This window comes from Actinophytocola sp. KF-1 (genome assembly GCF_054661535.1).
In genome coordinates this window covers 255,316-272,358 of record NZ_BAAFVK010000013.1, presented here as the reverse complement: position 1 = coordinate 272,358, position 17,043 = coordinate 255,316, and the positions used below count along the sequence as shown (strand labels likewise).

At 71.6% G+C, this 17,043-nt stretch carries 19 protein-coding genes; 12 read left to right on the top strand and 7 right to left on the bottom strand.

The features are described from left to right. Positions 1–29: 29 nt before the first annotated feature. Genes ACYQ77_RS34870 through ACYQ77_RS34860 form a run of 3 tightly spaced genes read right to left on the bottom strand, consistent with a single transcriptional unit; the run spans position 30 to position 2,616 of the window. A complete protein-coding gene (locus ACYQ77_RS34870) occupies positions 30–776 on the bottom strand; it encodes a helix-turn-helix transcriptional regulator (protein ID WP_459719239.1) in 747 nt (248 codons plus the stop codon). Next, positions 776–1,366, bottom strand: coding sequence for a nitroreductase family protein (locus ACYQ77_RS34865; RefSeq protein ID WP_459719236.1), 591 nt, complete (start codon positions 1,364–1,366; stop codon positions 776–778). The genes ACYQ77_RS34870 and ACYQ77_RS34865 overlap by 1 nt, the downstream gene beginning before the upstream one ends. Continuing rightward, on the bottom strand, positions 1,366–2,616 hold the full coding sequence (locus ACYQ77_RS34860; RefSeq protein WP_459719234.1) for a hypothetical protein: 1,251 nt from the start codon (positions 2,614–2,616) through the stop codon (positions 1,366–1,368). Before ACYQ77_RS34860 ends, ACYQ77_RS34865 begins: the two co-directional genes overlap by 1 nt. A gap of 123 nt (positions 2,617–2,739) precedes the next feature. Here ACYQ77_RS34860 and ACYQ77_RS34855 point away from each other — a divergent pair, with 123 nt between their 5' ends. Together ACYQ77_RS34855 and ACYQ77_RS34850 are read left to right on the top strand one after the other, a co-directional pair. Further along, entirely contained in the window at positions 2,740–4,005 is a 1,266-nt protein-coding gene (locus ACYQ77_RS34855; protein WP_459719231.1) for an aspartate kinase, read from the top strand. Continuing rightward, complete coding sequence (locus ACYQ77_RS34850; protein WP_459719229.1) at positions 4,005–5,066, top strand: aspartate-semialdehyde dehydrogenase; 1,062 nt, start codon at positions 4,005–4,007, stop codon at positions 5,064–5,066. Before ACYQ77_RS34855 ends, ACYQ77_RS34850 begins: the two co-directional genes overlap by 1 nt. Here ACYQ77_RS34850 and ACYQ77_RS34845 read toward each other — a convergent pair. Then, the gene (locus ACYQ77_RS34845) at positions 5,054–5,530 is read right to left on the bottom strand and encodes an RrF2 family transcriptional regulator (protein ID WP_459719226.1); all 477 of its coding nucleotides are present in this window, start codon (positions 5,528–5,530) and stop codon (positions 5,054–5,056) included. The genes ACYQ77_RS34850 and ACYQ77_RS34845 overlap by 13 nt on opposite strands. A 104-nt stretch (positions 5,531–5,634) precedes the next feature. Between ACYQ77_RS34845 and ACYQ77_RS34840 the strand changes: the two genes are divergently transcribed. The 3 genes from ACYQ77_RS34840 to ACYQ77_RS34830 all read left to right on the top strand — a co-directional run bounded on the left by ACYQ77_RS34840 (position 5,635) and on the right by ACYQ77_RS34830 (position 7,861). Beyond that, a complete protein-coding gene (locus tag ACYQ77_RS34840; protein ID WP_459719223.1) occupies positions 5,635–6,099 on the top strand; it encodes a cupin domain-containing protein in 465 nt (154 codons plus the stop codon). A 104-nt stretch (positions 6,100–6,203) separates the two neighbouring features. Further along, on the top strand, positions 6,204–7,463 hold the full coding sequence (locus ACYQ77_RS34835) for a GGDEF domain-containing protein (RefSeq protein WP_459719220.1): 1,260 nt from the start codon (positions 6,204–6,206) through the stop codon (positions 7,461–7,463). After that, positions 7,460–7,861, top strand: coding sequence for a GNAT family N-acetyltransferase (locus ACYQ77_RS34830; RefSeq protein WP_459719217.1), 402 nt, complete (start codon positions 7,460–7,462; stop codon positions 7,859–7,861). Before ACYQ77_RS34835 ends, ACYQ77_RS34830 begins: the two co-directional genes overlap by 4 nt. On the opposite strand, the gene ACYQ77_RS34825 is transcribed toward ACYQ77_RS34830, so the two are convergent. After that, the gene (locus ACYQ77_RS34825) at positions 7,854–9,029 is read right to left on the bottom strand and encodes an MFS transporter (protein ID WP_459719215.1); all 1,176 of its coding nucleotides are present in this window, start codon (positions 9,027–9,029) and stop codon (positions 7,854–7,856) included. The genes ACYQ77_RS34830 and ACYQ77_RS34825 overlap by 8 nt on opposite strands. A 399-nt stretch (positions 9,030–9,428) precedes the next feature. Here ACYQ77_RS34825 and ACYQ77_RS34820 point away from each other — a divergent pair, with 399 nt between their 5' ends. Next, a complete protein-coding gene (locus ACYQ77_RS34820) occupies positions 9,429–10,025 on the top strand; it encodes a hypothetical protein (protein WP_459719212.1) in 597 nt (198 codons plus the stop codon). A gap of 96 nt (positions 10,026–10,121) precedes the next feature. Here ACYQ77_RS34820 and ACYQ77_RS34815 read toward each other — a convergent pair whose 3' ends face one another. After that, on the bottom strand, positions 10,122–11,216 hold the full coding sequence (locus ACYQ77_RS34815; protein WP_459719210.1) for an alpha/beta hydrolase: 1,095 nt from the start codon (positions 11,214–11,216) through the stop codon (positions 10,122–10,124). Positions 11,217–11,399: 183 nt separating this feature from the next. Here ACYQ77_RS34815 and ACYQ77_RS34810 point away from each other — a divergent pair, with 183 nt between their 5' ends. Both ACYQ77_RS34810 and ACYQ77_RS34805 read left to right on the top strand, forming a co-directional pair. After that, on the top strand, positions 11,400–11,957 hold the full coding sequence (locus tag ACYQ77_RS34810) for an NADPH-dependent FMN reductase (RefSeq protein ID WP_459719207.1): 558 nt from the start codon (positions 11,400–11,402) through the stop codon (positions 11,955–11,957). Between the two features lie 56 nt (positions 11,958–12,013). Continuing rightward, complete coding sequence (locus tag ACYQ77_RS34805) at positions 12,014–12,490, top strand: Dps family protein (protein ID WP_459719204.1); 477 nt, start codon at positions 12,014–12,016, stop codon at positions 12,488–12,490. Here ACYQ77_RS34805 and ACYQ77_RS34800 read toward each other — a convergent pair. Next, on the bottom strand, positions 12,487–14,325 hold the full coding sequence (locus ACYQ77_RS34800; protein WP_459719201.1) for a dipeptidyl-peptidase 5: 1,839 nt from the start codon (positions 14,323–14,325) through the stop codon (positions 12,487–12,489). The two genes, ACYQ77_RS34805 and ACYQ77_RS34800, sit on opposite strands and share 4 nt — an antisense overlap. A 191-nt stretch (positions 14,326–14,516) precedes the next feature. Here ACYQ77_RS34800 and ACYQ77_RS34795 point away from each other — a divergent pair, with 191 nt between their 5' ends. Genes ACYQ77_RS34795 through ACYQ77_RS34780 form a run of 4 tightly spaced genes read left to right on the top strand, consistent with a single transcriptional unit; the run spans position 14,517 to position 16,955 of the window. After that, complete coding sequence (locus tag ACYQ77_RS34795; RefSeq protein ID WP_459719198.1) at positions 14,517–15,668, top strand: C1 family peptidase; 1,152 nt, start codon at positions 14,517–14,519, stop codon at positions 15,666–15,668. A gap of 12 nt (positions 15,669–15,680) precedes the next feature. After that, positions 15,681–16,124: a hypothetical protein gene (locus ACYQ77_RS34790; protein ID WP_459719196.1), complete on the top strand. Its 444-nt coding sequence runs from the start codon at positions 15,681–15,683 to the stop codon at positions 16,122–16,124. Further along, positions 16,121–16,384 carry a protease inhibitor I42 family protein gene (locus tag ACYQ77_RS34785; protein ID WP_459719194.1) on the top strand — a complete coding sequence of 88 codons (264 nt, stop codon included), beginning with the start codon at positions 16,121–16,123 and terminating at the stop codon, positions 16,382–16,384. The genes ACYQ77_RS34790 and ACYQ77_RS34785 overlap by 4 nt, the downstream gene beginning before the upstream one ends. A 28-nt stretch (positions 16,385–16,412) precedes the next feature. Beyond that, a complete protein-coding gene (locus tag ACYQ77_RS34780) occupies positions 16,413–16,955 on the top strand; it encodes a hemerythrin domain-containing protein (protein ID WP_459719191.1) in 543 nt (180 codons plus the stop codon). Positions 16,956–17,043 lie beyond the last annotated feature (88 nt).

Below are 17,043 nucleotides of genomic sequence, written 5' to 3'. Positions count from 1 at the left end.
CACCGCCGCGCCACCCCGACAGGGTGTGCTCATCGTGGGTCTGTGACCACCAGGTTGTACAGCTCCAGGTACCAGCCGGGGCGGTCCGTCACGGCCAGCGTGGTCAGGTCGAAGTCGCGGACCCCCGACGGTGACCGCACCGACTTCACGGTCTGCAGCGGCGCGGCCACGTCCTGCCGCGCCCACAGCGACGCGAACTCCGGCGACGCCGCGGCGAGCGACGTGACCACCTCGTCCGCGTGCACGGCGTCCGCGCGGAACGCCGCGACCACGCCCGGCGCGACCGCGTCCCAGTTGACGTGCAGGTCGCGGTAGCGGGCGTTGGTGAAGAACGCGACCAGGCAGTTGCTGTCGTCGCCGAGCCCGAAGACCGACCGCGCCGGGGAGTTGACGGCCAGCAGGTGCCACTGGCGGTCCCGCAGCAGCGCCGGGTGCGGCCACGTGTCGAGCAGCCGCCGCAGCTCCGGCGTGACGTCCGCGTCCGAGCGGGCGGCACGCGGCGGGTTCAGCCCGGCCAGCACGTACAGGTGCGCGCGTTCCGGCTCGGTCAGGCGCAGCACGCGTGCGATCGCGTCGAGCACCTCGCCGGACACGTTGATGTCGCGGCCCTGCTCCAGCCACGTGTACCAGGACACGCCCACCCCGGCGAGCACCGCGACCTCCTCGCGGCGCAGGCCGGGTGTCCGCCGCTGCCCCGCCGACGGCATGCCGACGTCGGCCGGCGTCACGCGGGCCCGCCGGGAGCGCAGGAAGTCGCGGAGTTCCTCCCGGGCCACTAGAAGACCGGCTTGCCCCACTCGCCCGTGAAGGCGATCTCGTCCAGGCCGAGCCTGCGCCGCGGCGCCAGCTCCTTCGCGCGCCGGTCCTCGTCCAGCAGCGCCGGGTCGCCGAGCGTGCCCAGCGCGATCACGGTCTGCGGCTCGACGTCCGCGGGCAGCGAGAACACGCGCTTCGCGCCCGCCTTGTCGAACCCGCCCATCTGGTGGGCGACCAGGCCCTCCGACACCGCCTGCAGCACGAGGTTCTCCGCCGCCAGCCCGGCCCCGTACTCGGGCATCGGGATGGCGCCCTTCTCGTTCACGGTCACCACGCACAGCAGCACCAGCACCGCCGCCGCGTGCGCCCACCCCTGGTTCCGCTTGGACAGCAGGTCGAACAGGCGCGCGTACGTCTCGTCCCCGCGCCTGCCCACCAGGAACCGCGCCGGCTGGGTGTTGCCGTTCGACGGCGCCCACCGCGCGGCCTCGAGCACCGCACGCAGCTGGTCGTCGGCGACCACGCCGCCCGGGTCCAGCGCGCGCGGGCTCCACCGCGCCGCCAGCAGCGGGTGGATGGGCACGCTCGTCTCCGCGTCTCTGTCCGTCATCAGATCGCGTAACCCCAGGACGTCAGCGCGTATGCCCCGAACCACGAACTGATCACCGCCAGCGCGCACAGCACCACCACGAACGTCGACACCCGCCGTTTCGCGAGCGCCAGCGCCACCGGGATCAACAGCGTGAACGCGGGCACCATCAGCCGCGCCTTCGAGTTCATCAGGCCGTTCGACGCGAGGTCCATCGCGAGCACCCCGGCCGAGTACACGATGAGCGGCCACTCGACCTTCCGCACGACCATGACCACGAGCAGCACCAGGGCCACCACGATCAGCCAGACGGTCGTGACCTCCAGCACGGACCGGGCGTCGGCCAGCGCGTCCAGCGAGAACCGCAGCGTGGCCGCGCCCCCGTCGAAACCGGTGCCCCAGCCGCGCTCCTGCAGCGCGAACCAGCCGTTCCACTCGCCGGTCCGCACGCCGACCCACGCCAGGTACCCGATCAGCCCGGCCGGTGCCAGCGCCCCGCCTGCCCACGCCCGCCACGACCGCGGGTTCCTGACCACCAGCAGCAGCGCGGCCAGCCCGACCGCCAGGACCAGCGCCGCGCCCGTCGACCGGACCAGCCCGGCCAGCGCGCAGCACACCCCGGCGAGCAGCCACCGCTTCTCCAGCACCCCGACCAGCGCCCACGCGGCGAGCGCGCAGAACATCGCCTCCGAGTACGCCATCGCCAGCACGACCGACATCGGCGACGCGGCGAACAGCGCGACCAGGATCAGCCCGGTGCGGTGCGAGCCGCCGCGGACGTGCCGCCCGAGCCGCGCGAGGCCGTAGGAGCACACGACGCCCGCGACGATCGTCACGGTCAGCGCCGAGGTGACCAGGCCGATCCCGCCCTGCCCGTCGATCGCCGCGAACCACCGGACGACCAGCGGGTAGCCGGGGAAGAACGCGAGCGGGGTCTCGGCGCTGCGCTGGCCGAACGCGTCGACCAGCCCGTCGGGCACCCCGTCGTAGCCGCCGCCCGCGATCGCGAGGAACCACTGCCCGTCCCACGAGCGCAGCGCCTCGGACACCGAGTGGTTGTTGCGCGCGGCCATCCACGTGAGCACCAGCAACCCGAGCTCGCGGATGCCGAGGAAGATCAACGCCGGGGCGAGGACGGTGCCCGCTCTCCGGACGTCCCAGGCCGGTAGCCGGAACCTGGAACCCACCGGTTCGCCGTCCGGGACGGAGGACTCCTCCGCCTCGGCGCGCGTCACGTCCGTCGCCGACACCCCGATCCCTTCCCGCCACATCGGCTGGCCATCCACTACAGGGTAGGGCGGACGTTCTCGCACGTGGCGGGTGCCACACACGCGCCTTAACCGATTCGCCCACTCGGTTACGCTCCCCTTGACTATCCGAGGAGGTAGCCGACAGTGGCGCTCGTGGTCCAGAAGTACGGCGGTTCGTCGCTCGAGTCCGCGGACCGGATCAAACGCGTGGCCGAGCGGATCGTCGCGACCCGCAAGGCGGGCAACGACGTGGTGGTCGTGTGTTCCGCCATGGGGGACACCACCGACGAACTGCTGGACCTCGCGCAGAGAGTGAACCCGGTCCCGCCGGAACGGGAGATGGACATGCTGCTCACGGCCGGTGAGCGCATCTCCAACGCGCTGGTCGCGATGGCCATCAGCGCGCTCGGGGCGGAGGCCGTGTCGTTCACCGGCTCGCAGGCCGGCGTCATCACCGACTCGACGCACGGCCGCGCCCGCATCATCGACGTCACGCCCAGCCGCGTGCAGCAGGCGCTCGACGACGGCTACATCTGCCTCGTCGCCGGCTTCCAGGGCGTGAGCCAGGACACCAAGGACATCACCACCCTCGGCCGCGGCGGGTCGGACACCACCGCAGTCGCGCTGGCCGCCGCGCTGAACGCGGACGTGTGCGAGATCTACACCGACGTCGACGGCGTGTACACCGCGGACCCGAGGATCGTCGCCAACGCGCGGCGCCTCGACCGGGTGCCGTATGAGGAGATGCTCGAGATGGCGGCGTCGGGGGCGAAGGTCCTGATGCTGCGCTGCGTGGAGTACGCACGCCGCTACGGCGTCACCATCCATGTCCGCTCGTCGTACACCAACAAGCCGGGGACCATCGTGACCGGCTCAGTGGAGGACATTCCCGTGGAACAGGCCATGATCACCGGCGTCGCGCACGACCGCTCGGAGGCGAAGGTCACCGTCGTCGGCGTGCCCGACCAGGCGGGTTTCGCCGCCCGCATCTTCCGCGTGGTCGCGGACGCCGAGATCGACATCGACATGGTGCTGCAGAACGTGTCGAGCACGGTCTCCGGCCGCACCGACATCACGTTCACCCTGTCGAAGGACAACGGCCCGACCGCGGTGGCGGCGCTCGAGAAGATCAAGGACGAGCTGGGCTTCAAGTCGGTGCTCTACGACGACCACGTCGGCAAGGTGTCGCTGGTCGGCGCGGGCATGCGGTCGCACCCGGGCGTCACGGCCACGTTCTGCGAGGCGCTCGCCAAGGCGGGCGTGAACATCGAGATCATCAACACCTCGGAGATCCGCATCTCCGTGCTGATCCGGGACACGCAGCTCGACGAGGCCGTGCAGGCCATCCACAGCGCCTTCGGGCTCGGCGGCGACGAGATCGCCCAGGTGTACGCGGGGAGTGGTCGCTGATGGCACCCACGCTCGCACTGGTCGGCGCCACCGGCGCGGTCGGCTCGGTGATGATCGAGATCATGAATGAGCGGCCGGACTGGCCGTGGGGTGACGTGCGGCTGATCGCGTCGCAGCGGTCGGCGGGCAAGAAGCTCACCGTGCGCGGCGAGGAGAAGACGGTCGTCGCGCTGTCGCCGGAGGCGTTCGACGGCGTCGACATCGCGATGTTCGACGTGCCGGACGAGATCTCCGCCGAGTGGGCGCCGGTCGCGGCGTCCCGCGGCGCGGTCGTCGTCGACAACTCCGGCGCGTTCCGGATGGACGACGACGTGCCGCTCGTCGTGCCGGAGTGCAACCTCGACAAGATCCACGACCGGCCGCGCGGGATCATCGCGAACCCGAACTGCACGACGCTGTCGATGATGGCCGCGCTCGGCGCGCTGCACCGCGAGTTCGAGCTCAAGGAGCTGGTCGTCGCGTCGTACCAGGCCGTGTCCGGTGCCGGTGTGGCCGGCGTCGAGCGGCTGTACGCGGAGCTGGCCGCGGTGGTCGGCAAGGGCGTCGGCGTGCGGGCCGGTGACGTGCGCGAGGCACTGGAGGCGGCCGGGCTGCCGCTGGCGGCGTCCCCGTTCCCGGCGCCGCTGGCGCTGAACGTGGTCCCGTCGGCCGGGTCCTACAAGGGCGACGGCTGGTTCTCCGAGGAGCTGAAGGTCCGCAACGAGTCGCGGAAGATCCTCGGCATCCCGGACCTTCGCGTGTCGGCGACCTGCGTCCGCGTGCCGGTCGTGACCACGCACTCGCTGGCGGTCCACGCCACGTTCGCGTCCGAGGTGACCGTCGAGCAGGCCCGCGAGGTGTTCGCGGCGCAGCCGTCGGTGGTGCTGCAGGACGACGCGGCGAACGGCGTCTTCCCGACCCCGGCCGACGTGGTCGGCGGCGACCCCACGTACGTGGGCCGCATCCGGCAGGCGCTGGACTTCCCGAACACGCTGGACTTCTTCGTGTGCGGCGACAACCTCCGCAAGGGTGCCGCGCTGAACACGTACGAGATCGCGGAGGCGCTCGCTCAGCCGCGCTGAGCGAGCCACTCCCGGGTCTGTTCTTCCGAGTTCGGGTACTGGCGGGCCACCCCGTCGCGGAGATCCGCGACGGTGGTGCCCGCCAGTTCTCGTCGCCAGGCCAGTTCGGCGGCGCTCATCGCCTGTGAGATCACGCAGCCCGCCACGTAGTCGGCGCCGCGGTCGCCGAACGGGGACGCGTGCAGGATCTCCGCGCACCGGAACGCGGGCTCCCGGCCCTCGATGGCGACCACCACGTCGAGCAGCGTGATCTTCTCCGGCGCGCGGTCCAGCGAGAACCCGCCTTTCGGGCCGGGCGTCGAGCTGACGATCCCCGCCCGCGCCAACGCCTGCAGCTGCTTGTTGAGGTAGGCCGCGGGCAGGTCGAAGTAGGCGGCCAGCCGGGCGGCGGGTACCGGCCGGTCCGCCCACGACAGGTTCAGGCAGCTGTGCAGCGCCCACTCGACGCCTTCGGCCATGCGCATGGTCCCGGACATTACGTATCCAGAAATTGTGCCGCAACCCTTGTGCCGATAGAACCTGGATGCGTAGAGTCCTGGATATCAAACATCCAGATTAAGGAGTGGTCATGTCGAACCACACGCTCGTCCGCGCCGCCGACGCCGAGGTCCTGCCCGCCAGCGGCATCACCCTGCTCGCCGACGCCACGAGCACCGGCGGGGCGCTGGCGAGCAACCGGTCGTTCATGGCGGAGGGCGCCGACGGCGCCCCGCCGCACTTCCACAGCGGCGCCGCCGAGCTGTTCTTCGTCCTCGACGGCACGCTCGACGTGCTGCTGGGCGAGGAGGTGCTGACCATCGCGAGGAACGACCTGCTCGTCGTCCCGGCCGGCACGCCGCACGCGTTCGCCCCGGCAGCGGGCGACTCGGCCGACGTCCTGTTCGTGTACACGCCGAGCAAGCCGCGGTTCGAGTACTACCGGCTGCTGGAACGCGTCTACACCGGCGCGGCGGATCCGGCCGAGTTCGGGCGCACGCAGGAGCTGTACGACAACCACTACGTCGACAGTCCGGTGTGGTCCGCGCGGCGTTGAGCCGAATGGTTGGTCGGTGTCGGCCAACACGGTGGTGTGCACGGGTTTCCGGTACCTTCATGCCTTCTGGCTCGGGGACATGAGAACACCGTGGAGCGACGAGCATGACCGCAACCCGACCACGGGTCCGGTGGGCGATCCTCGAGGCGCCGCGTGTGGTGCTGCCGCTGTACCTGGGTGTGGAAGTGGCGATGGTCGTGCTCGTCGTCGCCTTCCCGGGGCGGGCGCCCGCGGACGCGGACTGGGCGCGGTTTCTCGCGCTGCTGGTGGTGTCGTGCCTGCAGACCGAGCTGTCGCTCGGCACCGAGAAGGCGCGCCGCTACCTCGCTGACCGGCCGCACATCAACATGACGTCGGTGTGGATGTTCGGCGGCGCGGCGGTGCTGCCCGCGGCCATGGCGGTGGGGCTGACCGTGATCACCTACCTGCACCTGTGGCTGCGGGTGTGGTCGCCCATCCAGGGCAGGCACGCCTACCGCGTCGTGTTCTCCGCGAGCACGGTCCTGCTGGCGGTCATGTCGGTGCGGCCGGTGCTGCGGCTGTTCGGCTCCGGTGACGTGCTGCGTGCCGACTGGCAGGGCGGGCGCGTCCTGCTGGCCATGGCGGTGGCGATCCTCGTGTACACGTCGGTCAACGGCGTGCCGGTCGCGATCGCGGTCAAGCTGCACCACCCGGCGCGGCCGTGGTCGAAGACGTTCGGCACCAAGGCGGAGAACGCGCTCGAGCTGGCGACGCTGAGCCTCGGCGGCACGACCGCGGTCGTGCTCGTGACACAGCCCGCGCTGGTGGCGCTCATGCTGCTGCCGGTGATCGTGCTGCACCGCAACGTCCTCATGCGACAGCTGGAGGAGAAGGCGGCGCAGGACTCGAAGACCGGGCTCCTCACCGCGGCGGAGTGGGAGACGCGGGTGGCGGCCGAGCTGGTGCGCAACGCGCGGACCCGGGAGCCGTTCGCGGTGCTGATGGTCGACCTCGACCGGTTCAAGAAGGTCAACGACACCTACGGCCACGTCGCGGGGGACGCCGTGCTGCGCACGGTGGCGGAGACGATCACCGACCAGCTCCGCGCGTACGACTCGGTCGGCCGCTGGGGCGGTGAGGAGTTCGTCGTGCTGCTGCCGCAGATCGCCGACGACGGCGCCCGCGACGTGGCGGAACGCGTCCGCACCGCGATCGGCGACCTGACCGTGACGGTCGCCGTCGGCGAGGTCACGCACGTGATCACCGACCTGTCCGCGTCGGTCGGCGTCGCCTGCTTCCCGGCCGCGGGCACCACGGTGGACGGCCTCGTCCACGTCGCCGACGAGCGGATGTACCGGGCGAAGCGCGCGGGCCGCAACACGGTCGTGGGCAGCGCGGAGTGAGGATCACGCACACCAGCACCGGCCACGACGAACGCCTGCGCTCGTTCCACGGCGACATGGACGGCCGCTTCGCCCACGACGTGTGGCACGCGGAGGTCGACGGCGAGGTCGTCGGCACCGCGATGGCCGGGCCGCCGCGCGGCCTCTTCGGCCCGTGGGTCGGCGAGCTGTACCGGCTCGAGGTGCGCGACGGCCACCGCGGGCAGGGCATCGGCGCGCGCCTGCACGACGAGTGCCTGACCGCGTGGCGCACGCGCGGTGTCACCGTCGGCGTGCTGGAACTCCTCGCCGGCGACGCCGCGCGCGAGTTCTTCGAGAGCCACGGCTGGCGCCCGGACGGGCACACCCGCACGGGCCACCGCGGCACCTGGATCCGGCTGCGGCGGACGATCAACTGACCGCCGGGGCCGGCTCCCGCTGCCGGACGGCCAGTGTCCACGCCAGGCCCGCGACGAGGACGCCACCGAACCCGGCCAGGACGAATCCCCACCCCGGCGACGCGTGGTCCACCACGAACCCCACCAGCGGCGCGCCGATCGCCGACCCCAGCGTGAACGCCGACGACTGCAACCCCGTCGCCTCCCCGCGCGCGGCGGCAGGCGCGAGCCGGGCCACCTCCTCGCCCGTCGCGGCGATCGTCGGGGCGCACAGGAACGACGCGGGCACCAGCACCAGCATGAGCAACCACCACGTCCCGCCCGCGAGTCCGATCGGGACGGTCAGCAGCCCCAGCCACGCCATCAGCGTCACCTGCCGGACGGACCGTTTCAGCGCCCCGTACACGAGACCACCGACCGCGGACGCCGCCGACCACACGATCACCACGAGGCCCGTCCACGACAGGTCCCCGTTGTGCTCCATCTGCGCCACGATCGCGACCTCGGTGCCCGCAAGGATGAACACCGCGCCCGCGCCCACGAGCAGGACACCCACGAGCCTGGGCGTCAGCCACACGCGCCGCGGCACCTTCTCCGCCGCGGCCTTCTCCTCCTCGCTGCGCACCGCCGGGTTCACGGCGAACAGCGCGGCGCCGACGACCACGATCCCCACCGCCATGGCCAGCGTGGCGGTCTGCGTGGAGAACTGCGTCGCGACGAACACCGCGGCGGCCGGGCCCACCATGAACGACAGCTCGGTGGACACCGAGTCCATGGAGTACGCCGTGCGCCGCAGGTCGGCGGGCACGAGCGCGGCGATCGCCTGGCGGCCGACGGACATGGCGGGCAGCACGAGCAGCCCGCCGACGAAACCGAACACCAGCAGCATGTGGAACGGCATGAACCGGGCGAACGCCCAGAACGTCGCCTCGCCGATGGTGGTGATCACGAGCATCGGGCGCAAGCCGTACCGGTCGACGACCCGGCCGAGCAGCGGCGCCCCCAGTGCGATGCCGATGGTGGCCACCGCGCCGACCGTGCCCGCGGCCCCGTAACCGCGGTCCATGGTGACCGCGATGTGCAGGGTCAGGACCATCCCGGACGCCGTGGACGGGATGCGGGCGAAGAACACGAGCACCAGCAGGGTCCTGACCCCTGGCAGGGCAAGCGTTCGGCGGTACAGCTGCATGACTGGATGTGACCTCTCGGGACTGTCGATCGGCAACCAATTTACGTGCGCCCACCGACAGTTCCGCGCTTTCTTGACTGATTCCAGTGAAGGTCACACCCCGGCAGCCGGTCAAGCAACCACACGGGAGCCCGTGCCGGATAGGCCCACTCGTGTGCTTCCAGTGCTCGATCGTGGCACGCGAGCCGAACTGTTTTCGCTGGTCACCGAGAGCGTGGTAACCGCCCGTTGAGCACCTCACCCGATCGATGAGTGTCGCACCGCCTGCCTGGCCGCATTCATTCACGCATCGCTAATCAAATGTGGATTCCGCCGGTTTTCTGTCTGGCGCGTCCGGCCGACTGCGGTGACGATGTTTTCCGGAGGGAGTTTTCGTACACCCTAAGGAGAAGTTCGCGAATGAACGCAAGAGTAATTCGCTGCATCGCCGCGACGGTCACCGCCGCCGTGGTTTCGGTGATGGGCGCCGGCCTCGCGAACGCGGCGGCCGCCGACCGGCTGGAGTCGCGGGTCACGACCGCGACGGCCCAGCAGAACACCCATTCCGCGGCCGCGTACCTGCGGCAGCTGCACGACTACCTGCGCGGCGCCGTCGGCGCCGACGACGTGGCCGCCGTCAGCGCGGCGATCCAGCACCTGCGGCCGGTGCTGGCCGCCGTGGACAAGGGCGAGGTGGCGCGCGCCGCCGCGGTGCTCAACGAGCGGGCCGACGCCCAGGCGGCCCGGATCGAGCGCGACCTGCCGGGCCTGACCCTCCTCGCGCCGGTCACCGGCCTGGTGACGTCGCTGCTCACGACCATCCTCGACCTGGTCACGAGCCTGCTCGGCGGGCTGCCGGTGCCGCTGCCGCTGCCGGAGCTGCCCGATCTGCCGCTGCCCGAGTTGCCCGGGGTGCCCACCCCGGAGCTGCCGGTGCCGGACGTGCCAGCGCCCGACGTCCCGGCGCCGGACGTGCCCGCGCCGGCCGCCCCGGCCCCGGAGGTGCCCGCGCCCTGACCCCGGGGCGCACACCAGGAAATTGACACGAAGCCGGATCGCGGTAATCCCTCTGAGGGGTGTGGATTACCGCGGTCCGGCAATTCCCTGTTGCTATTACGCGGTCGGCCGGAACAGGTCGACGACATTCGCGCGGGAACGCAGCGCGAGGCCCGTGCGCAGTGCGCCGGCCGCTTCCGACACGGCTTCCCGGAAACGCGTCCCGAGGTTCACAAAACTGACGAACCCGTGGATGAGGTCGTCGTGCTGCCGTTTCACCACGGGCACCCCCGCCTCGCGCAGCCGGTCGGCGAACGCGTTGCCCTCGTCGCGCAGCGGGTCGAACCCGGCGGTCGCCACGTACGCGGGCGGCAGCCCGCGCAGGTCGTCGGCGAGCAGCACCGACAGCCGCGGGTCGGCCCGCATCGCCACGTCCGGGCAGTAGTGGTCGAGGAACCACGTCATGTCGTCGTCGGTGAGGAAGAAGCCGTCGGCGAACAGGTCGCGCGACCGGCGCCGCGTCGTCCCGTCGGTGGCGGGGTAGAAGAGCAGCTGGAAGACCGGCCTCGGGCCGTTGGCCGGCGTCTGCAGGCTCACGGACACGGCCAGGTTGGCGCCCGCGCTGTCCCCGCCGATCGCGATCGCGGACGGGTCCGCGCCCAGCGCGTCGGCGTTGCGCGCCGCGTACCGGAACGCGGTGAGCGCGTCCTCCACCGCGGCCGGGAACGCGTGCTCCGGCGCGAGCCGGTACTCGACCGACAGCACCCGGACCTGCGCGTTGCGGGCCAGGTACCGGCAGGTCGGGTCGTGCGTCTCGATGCTGCCGATGACCCAGCCGCCGCCGTGGAAGTACACGAGCAGCGGCGACCCGGGCGCCAGGTGCACCGGCTCGTACAGGCGGGCAGGCACCGGCGCGCCCGTGTCGGACGGGATGTCCAGGTCGCGCGTCCGCACCCCGGTGACGCCGGGGCCGACCAGCCCGCGCCGCAGCTCGAGCTGCGCGCGTGCCGTGGCCGCGTCCCCGCCGGCCAGGTTGGTGTCCGTGAGCGCCAGCATCCGCAGCAGCAGCTGCGCGTCGAGCGCCAGCTCGAGGCCGTCCCGCCGGATCGGCGGCCCGGCGAGCACCCTGCGCAGCGGTCGCGGCAGCGCGAACACGGCATGCAGGGCCGCGCCTTGAACGGGCAGCGGCACCCTGTCCATCACACTCGGCATGTTCGCCTCCCCGGGGCGGCTATGCGGTGGAGGCTAACCGGTGGACGTGGCGATGGTCACCCGACGTGCCGAAAGTCCACTACCACGGGTTTCCGTGGATGGCCAGACCGCCGATGGAACTACCGGGAGTGGAGCGCGTCGTCCCCGGAATGGTGGATGATCGAGGGTGACGGAAGGAGCGCGGTGACAGTCAGCGTGGTGGGCATCGGTGGGTCGTTGCGTGCGGACTCGCAGTCCGAGCGCGCCTTGCGGATCGCACTCGACGGGGCGGAGCGCGCGGGCGCCAAGACCACCGTCATCACCGGCACCGAGCTGGTCCTGCCGTTCTACGACCCGGCGGAGCCGGCACGCAGCCCGGCCGCGTACCGGCTGATCGAGGAGCTGCGGAACGCCGACGGCGTCGTGCTCGTCTCGCCCGGCTACCACGGCACCGTGTCCGGCCTGGTCAAGAACGCCCTCGACTACGTGGAGGACCTGCGCGAGGACCGCAGGCCGTACCTGGACGGCCGTGCCGTCGGCTGTGTCGCCGCCGCCCGCGGGTGGCAGGCGGCGGTCACCACGCTCACGTCGCTGCGGTCGATCGTCCACGCGCTGCGCGGCTGGCCGACCCCGCTCGGCGCGGCCGTGAACTCCCAGCACGTGCTGTTCGGGCCGGCGGGGGACTGCTCCGACGAACAGGTCGCCGCGACCCTGCGCACGATCGGGCTACAGGTCGTGGAGTTCGCCACAACCCGCGTGTGACCAGGAATCCCTCCGGGTACACCGCCGTTTCCACAGGTGTACTGAGGAGGTATGACATGACCAAGTCCCCGATCACGAGCCCGCTCGGCGACGCCGAACGGGACGCAACCGGAGCCGTGCTCCAGGCGACGCTCGTCGACCTGATCGACCTCTCCCTGATCGCCAAGCAGGCCCACTGGAACGTCGTCGGCCAGAACTTCCGCAGCGCGCACCTCCAGCTCGACGAGCTGGTGTCCGCGGCCCGCCAGTACACCGACGAGGTGGCCGAGCGCGCCAACGCCATCGGTGTCTCCCCGAACGGCAAGGCCAAGGTGGTCGTCGAGTCCTCCGGCCTCCCGGACTACCCGGCCAACTGGCAGACCGTCGAGGCCACCGTCGCCGCGATCGTCGAGATCCTCGGCGCGGTCATCAAGCGGCTGCGCGAGCGCATCGACGCCACCGACAAGACCGACCTGGTCACCCAGGACCTGCTGATCGAGATCGCCGCCGAGCTCGAGAAGCAGCACTGGATGTGGCAGGCCCAGACGGCCTAAAGCCCCAGGTGGCGGCGGACGAAGTGGATCTCGATCGCGGTCTGCTTCATCGTCTCGGCCACCACCAGCGAACCGTGACCCGCGTCGTACCGGTACACCTCGTACGGACTGTCCCGGTCCGCCAGCTTCTCGAGGTAGTTCTCGATCTGGCGGATCGGGCAGCGCGGGTCGTTCTCCCCGGCCACCACCAGCAGCGGCGCCCGCACGTTGTCCACGTACGTGATCGGCGAGCACTCGACGTACCGGTCCCGCACCTCGTCGGGTGACCCGCCGAAGAGCGCCCGGTCGAACGCCCGCAGCGGCTCCATCTCGTCCTCGTACGCGGCGAGGTAGTCCGCCACCGGCACGCCCGCCACACCGGCCGCCCACAGCGACGGCTGCGTCCCCATCGCGAGCAGTGACAGGTAGCCACCCCAGGACGCGCCGTTGACCACGCACTTCTCCGGGTCGGCGAACCCGGCCGACACCGCCCACTTGTGCACGGCGGCCACGTCCGCCAGCTCCGTCAGCCCCGGCCTGCCCTCGATCGCGTCCCGCCACGTCGAGCCGTAGCCGGACGAGCCGCGGTAGTTGACGTGCACGACCGCGAACCCGGCGTCCAGCCACACCGCCCGGTAGGCGGAGAACCGGTCCTCGTCGTGCGCGTGCGGGCCACCGTGCAGCGCGAACACCGTCGGCAGCGGCCCGTCCGGCGCGCCCGCGGGCCGCGCGTACAGCGCGTGCACGTCGCCGCCCTCGCCCGGCACGAACACGTCCCGCAGCGCGACCGAGTCCGGCGCGCGGTGCCCCGGCGGCTCCAGCAGCACCCGCTCGGTGCCGTCGGTGTACAGCGCCCGCACCACGCCCTGCTCGGCGGCGTTGGACCAGGAGTACTCGACCGTGTGGTCCGGTCGCACGTCCACCGCGCCGATCGTGCCCGGCGGGGTGTTCAGCTTCGTCAGCTCACCGGAGCCGAGGTCGTAGCGGTACAGCGCGCTGCGGGCCTCGTGCGTCTGGACCACGACGATCGCGCGGCCGTCCGGGTACCAGTCGCCGGTCAGCTCACCGGGCAGGTCGATGGCCAGCTCGACCTCGGTGTCCGCCGCGACGTCCCAGACCAGCAGCTCGTCGCGGCCGCGCCGCTCGTGCGCGACCAGGAGCCGCTGGTCGCCCTCGACCGGGCTGAAACCGATCGCGTCGAGGCCCTTGCCCTCGCCGTCCCACTTCTCGGCGACCGCGGCGCCGCCGTCGACCGCGAGCACCCGCAGCGCCGGGTGCCTGCTGTCGCCGTGCTCGGAGTGCTCGATGGCGAGCAGCGTCTCGTCGCGGGACAGCGCGGCCACCCCGCCGTCGTGCTCGTCGCGGTACACCACCTCGGCCTGCCCGCCGTTCCGCGCGACGAACACGGTGGTGCCGTCGTCGTCGGACACGCCGATGGCGGTCACGTTCCTGCCCAGCCCGAGACCGGCCGGGTAACCGGGCACGCTGCCGGGCACGGCGGCCGCGGGCGCCTCGTCGACGGGCCTGCCCGCGAACGGCTCGGCCACCCAGCTGCCGAACTCGTCGCCGTCGGAGTCGGAGAACCACCACACGTGCTCGCCGTCGGGACTGATGGCCCCGGTGTGGGTGCCGTTGGGCCGGTCGGTGACCTTGCGGTGCGTGTCCGTCGCGCGGTCCCATGCGTAGATCTCGAACACGCCGCTGACGTTGGAGACGTAGATGTTGCGGTCCGGCGCGTCGTGCGCCCAGCTGGGCAGCGACACGCGGGCCGCGGTGAACCGCGCCCGCCAGCGGGCCTCGGTGTCGTCGTCGGCGAACAGTCGGTCGGGGACCTCGGCGGGCGGGTGGTTGCTCACCCCCTGATCCTGCCAGGCGCGGGCCGGGTCCGGCAGCCGACCATCTGTACCGCGCACATGGTCGGTGAATCGCCACTCGCGACCGCCGGTATGGAGAAAACCCTTATTGCCCAACGGAAACAGGTATCCATCGCAGGTCAGCGGGTCTCTAATCATGTTGTCCACCCCCCACCCCCGAAGGGGAGGAACCCATGAGTCCAGACAGACCCCACATCGCCGAGATCGCCTCGGTGCGCGCGGCGCTCGCCGAGCGCGGCAACCCGTGGCAGGCGGCGGAGACCAGGATGAGCAGGTTGCCGGAGGACTGGCGCGCCGCCCGGTTGGGCGTACCGGTCCCGACCGAGGAGGAGATCGCCGAGCGCGCCGGTCAGCCGGAGGCCATGGCGGCGGCAGCGCGGGGCGCCGCAGGCCAGGCCGTGTCCGCGATGGGCGCGCCGAGCGCGTCGTTGCCCGCCGCGTTCGACCTGCGCGACGTCGGCGGCCGGTCCTACGTCACGGGCATCCGTGACCAGGGCGGATGTGGTTCGTGCGTCGCGTTCGGGACGCTCGCGTCGATCGAGAGCACGGCGTCGTACACGCGTGGCGCGCCGGGGCTCGCACTGAACCTGTCCGAGGCGCACCTGTACTTCGTGCACGCGAAGGCACGCGGGTACACCTGCGCGTCCGGCTCGTGGCCGGACGACCTGTACTCCGACTGCGTGACCAAGGGCGTCACGTTCGAGGACTACTTCCCGTACAGCGACGCGGGCACCGGTTCCGTGAACGCGGACTGGCCGAACCGGCTCGCGAAGGCCGTCGGCATGACGAACCTGACGGGCAACCCGGCCGCGATCAAGCAGCACATCTACAGCTACGGCGGCGTGGTCTCCTGCTTCGTCGTCTACAACGACTTCTTCCACTACCGCAGCGGTGTCTACAAGCACACGACCGAGGACGTCGCCGGCGGCCACTGCGTGGCGCTCATCGGCTGGGACGACGCCGCGGGCTGCTGGATCGCCAAGAACTCCTGGGGCACCGGCTGGGGCGACGGCGGGTTCTTCCGCATCGCGTACGGCGACTCCTTCATCGAGGACTACCCGGGCACGCGGCCGACGGTGTTCGGCTGCACGTCGGTGACGTTGCGGGCGTGGCTGCCCGCGCAGCGCACGCTGCGGCTGTTCGCGACCGCCAACGACGCCAACGGGTGGGCGTACCTGGAGAACTACGGCTGGGCACACCTCAAGGGCGGCGCCCACACCACGACCAACAAGCTGGCGGAGCTGACCCACGCGCGGGGCACGGGTCACCAGGTCAGCCCGTTCATCGACGGCGCCGAGCTCAGCTCGGTGCTGGTCGCGGACTGAGAGGACCCAGACATGGCAGCACCGGTTGCCCGCAAGACACGCAAGCCGGCCCACGGCGCCGCCGAGGCGACGCGGATGCCCCCGGCACCGGCCACGACCGAACCCGGTCCCGACACGCCACCGCCCGTGCCCACGTCGATGCTGGCGACGGCGGCGGTGATGACCCAGGACATGCTGGCGCCCATGCCCCCGTCGCTCGACGAGCAGGGCCTGGCGATCGGCGACGGTCTCACCGCGGGCTGGGTCCACAACCGCGTGATCACCCACCTGTGGTCCTACGACGCCGCGACCGGCGTGTGGATCTGGGTCGACGGGATCGGCTGGAAGCGGCTCTCGCCGGTGTCGGAGCACGGGCACAGCCACATGTGCCTGCTCGCGACCCTGGCGACGGACCGCAACCTGCCCGTGGACTACCACGAGGACGCGGCGGGCCAGATCGACCAGCTCCTGGTGTGATCACGGCACGCGTCGGTGGGACGGTGAACCTGGCGTTGCCGGAGAACCCCACCACCGGCTACCGCTGGCGCCTGACCGGGCCGCTGGAGGTGGTGTCGGACGACTTCTTCCCGTCCGGCACCACCCCCGGTGCGGCGGGGGAGCGCGTCTTCGTCCTGCGGGTCACCCGCGCGGGCAGGCACGAGGTCCTGGCGGAGCTGGCTCGCCCGTGGGAGGCGAAGGTGGCCGACGTCCGGACTTTCGTGGTGGAGGCGAGTTAGAGATCGGATCACCCGGGTACTCACGGGTATGGGGTATGTCCTGGACCTGCACCGCCCAGTGGCGGGCGACGTCATCGACCTGATCCTGGCCGACCACCGCCTGTTCGAGGAGCTGTTGCGCGCGCTGCGCGACTCCTCCGCGAACCGCGACGAGGCCCGCGCGGCGCTGGCGGCCGTGCTGGTCGCCCACGCGGAGGCGGAGGAGAAGTACGTCTACCCGAAACTCCGCAGACGCGACGCGGTCGACGAGGAGGCGACCGAACACAGCGAGGAGGAGCACGCCGAGGGCCACGAGGCCCTGCTGAAGGTGCTCGAGCTGAAGGGGACCGACACGAAGGCGTTCTCGGACGCCGTCGAGGAGCTGTCGGGCACCATCAACCACCACCTCGCCGAGGAGGAGCTGACCATCCTCAATCCGGCCCGCGACGAGGTCAGCCCCCAGGTGCGGGCAGAGCTGGGCCGCCAGTTCCTCGAGGAGCGCCAGCGCCAGATCGAGGCGGACTGCGGTCGCGTCGAGAACGTCCGGCGCCTGGTCGAACGCGCCAAGAAGCAGGGAAAGCTCGACGACTAGAACGCCGGCTTCAGGACGGAGGCACTCGGCTGCCACGACCAGGCCCCGTCCGCGGTGGTCGCGGCCGGGGCCTGGTCCTGGTCCTGGT

What these genes read in the sequence shown, in the direction of transcription:
- ACYQ77_RS34865 (WP_459719236.1), bottom strand. Translation starts at nt 1,366, where the DNA reads ATGACGGACAGAGACGCGGAGACGAGCGTGCCCATCCACCCGCTGCTG.
- ACYQ77_RS34860 (WP_459719234.1), bottom strand. Translation starts at nt 2,616, where the DNA reads ATGTGGCGGGAAGGGATCGGGGTGTCGGCGACGGACGTGACGCGCGCC.
- ACYQ77_RS34850 (WP_459719229.1), top strand. Translation starts at nt 4,005, where the DNA reads ATGGCACCCACGCTCGCACTGGTCGGCGCCACCGGCGCGGTCGGCTCG.
- ACYQ77_RS34845 (WP_459719226.1), bottom strand. Translation starts at nt 5,530, where the DNA reads ATGCGCATGGCCGAAGGCGTCGAGTGGGCGCTGCACAGCTGCCTGAAC.
- ACYQ77_RS34840 (WP_459719223.1), top strand. Translation starts at nt 5,635, where the DNA reads ATGTCGAACCACACGCTCGTCCGCGCCGCCGACGCCGAGGTCCTGCCC.
- ACYQ77_RS34835 (WP_459719220.1), top strand. Translation starts at nt 6,204, where the DNA reads ATGACCGCAACCCGACCACGGGTCCGGTGGGCGATCCTCGAGGCGCCG.
- ACYQ77_RS34825 (WP_459719215.1), bottom strand. Translation starts at nt 9,029, where the DNA reads ATGCAGCTGTACCGCCGAACGCTTGCCCTGCCAGGGGTCAGGACCCTG.
- ACYQ77_RS34820 (WP_459719212.1), top strand. Translation starts at nt 9,429, where the DNA reads ATGAACGCAAGAGTAATTCGCTGCATCGCCGCGACGGTCACCGCCGCC.
- ACYQ77_RS34815 (WP_459719210.1), bottom strand. Translation starts at nt 11,216, where the DNA reads ATGCCGAGTGTGATGGACAGGGTGCCGCTGCCCGTTCAAGGCGCGGCC.
- ACYQ77_RS34805 (WP_459719204.1), top strand. Translation starts at nt 12,014, where the DNA reads ATGACCAAGTCCCCGATCACGAGCCCGCTCGGCGACGCCGAACGGGAC.
- ACYQ77_RS34795 (WP_459719198.1), top strand. Translation starts at nt 14,517, where the DNA reads ATGAGTCCAGACAGACCCCACATCGCCGAGATCGCCTCGGTGCGCGCG.
- ACYQ77_RS34790 (WP_459719196.1), top strand. Translation starts at nt 15,681, where the DNA reads ATGGCAGCACCGGTTGCCCGCAAGACACGCAAGCCGGCCCACGGCGCC.
- ACYQ77_RS34780 (WP_459719191.1), top strand. Translation starts at nt 16,413, where the DNA reads ATGGGGTATGTCCTGGACCTGCACCGCCCAGTGGCGGGCGACGTCATC.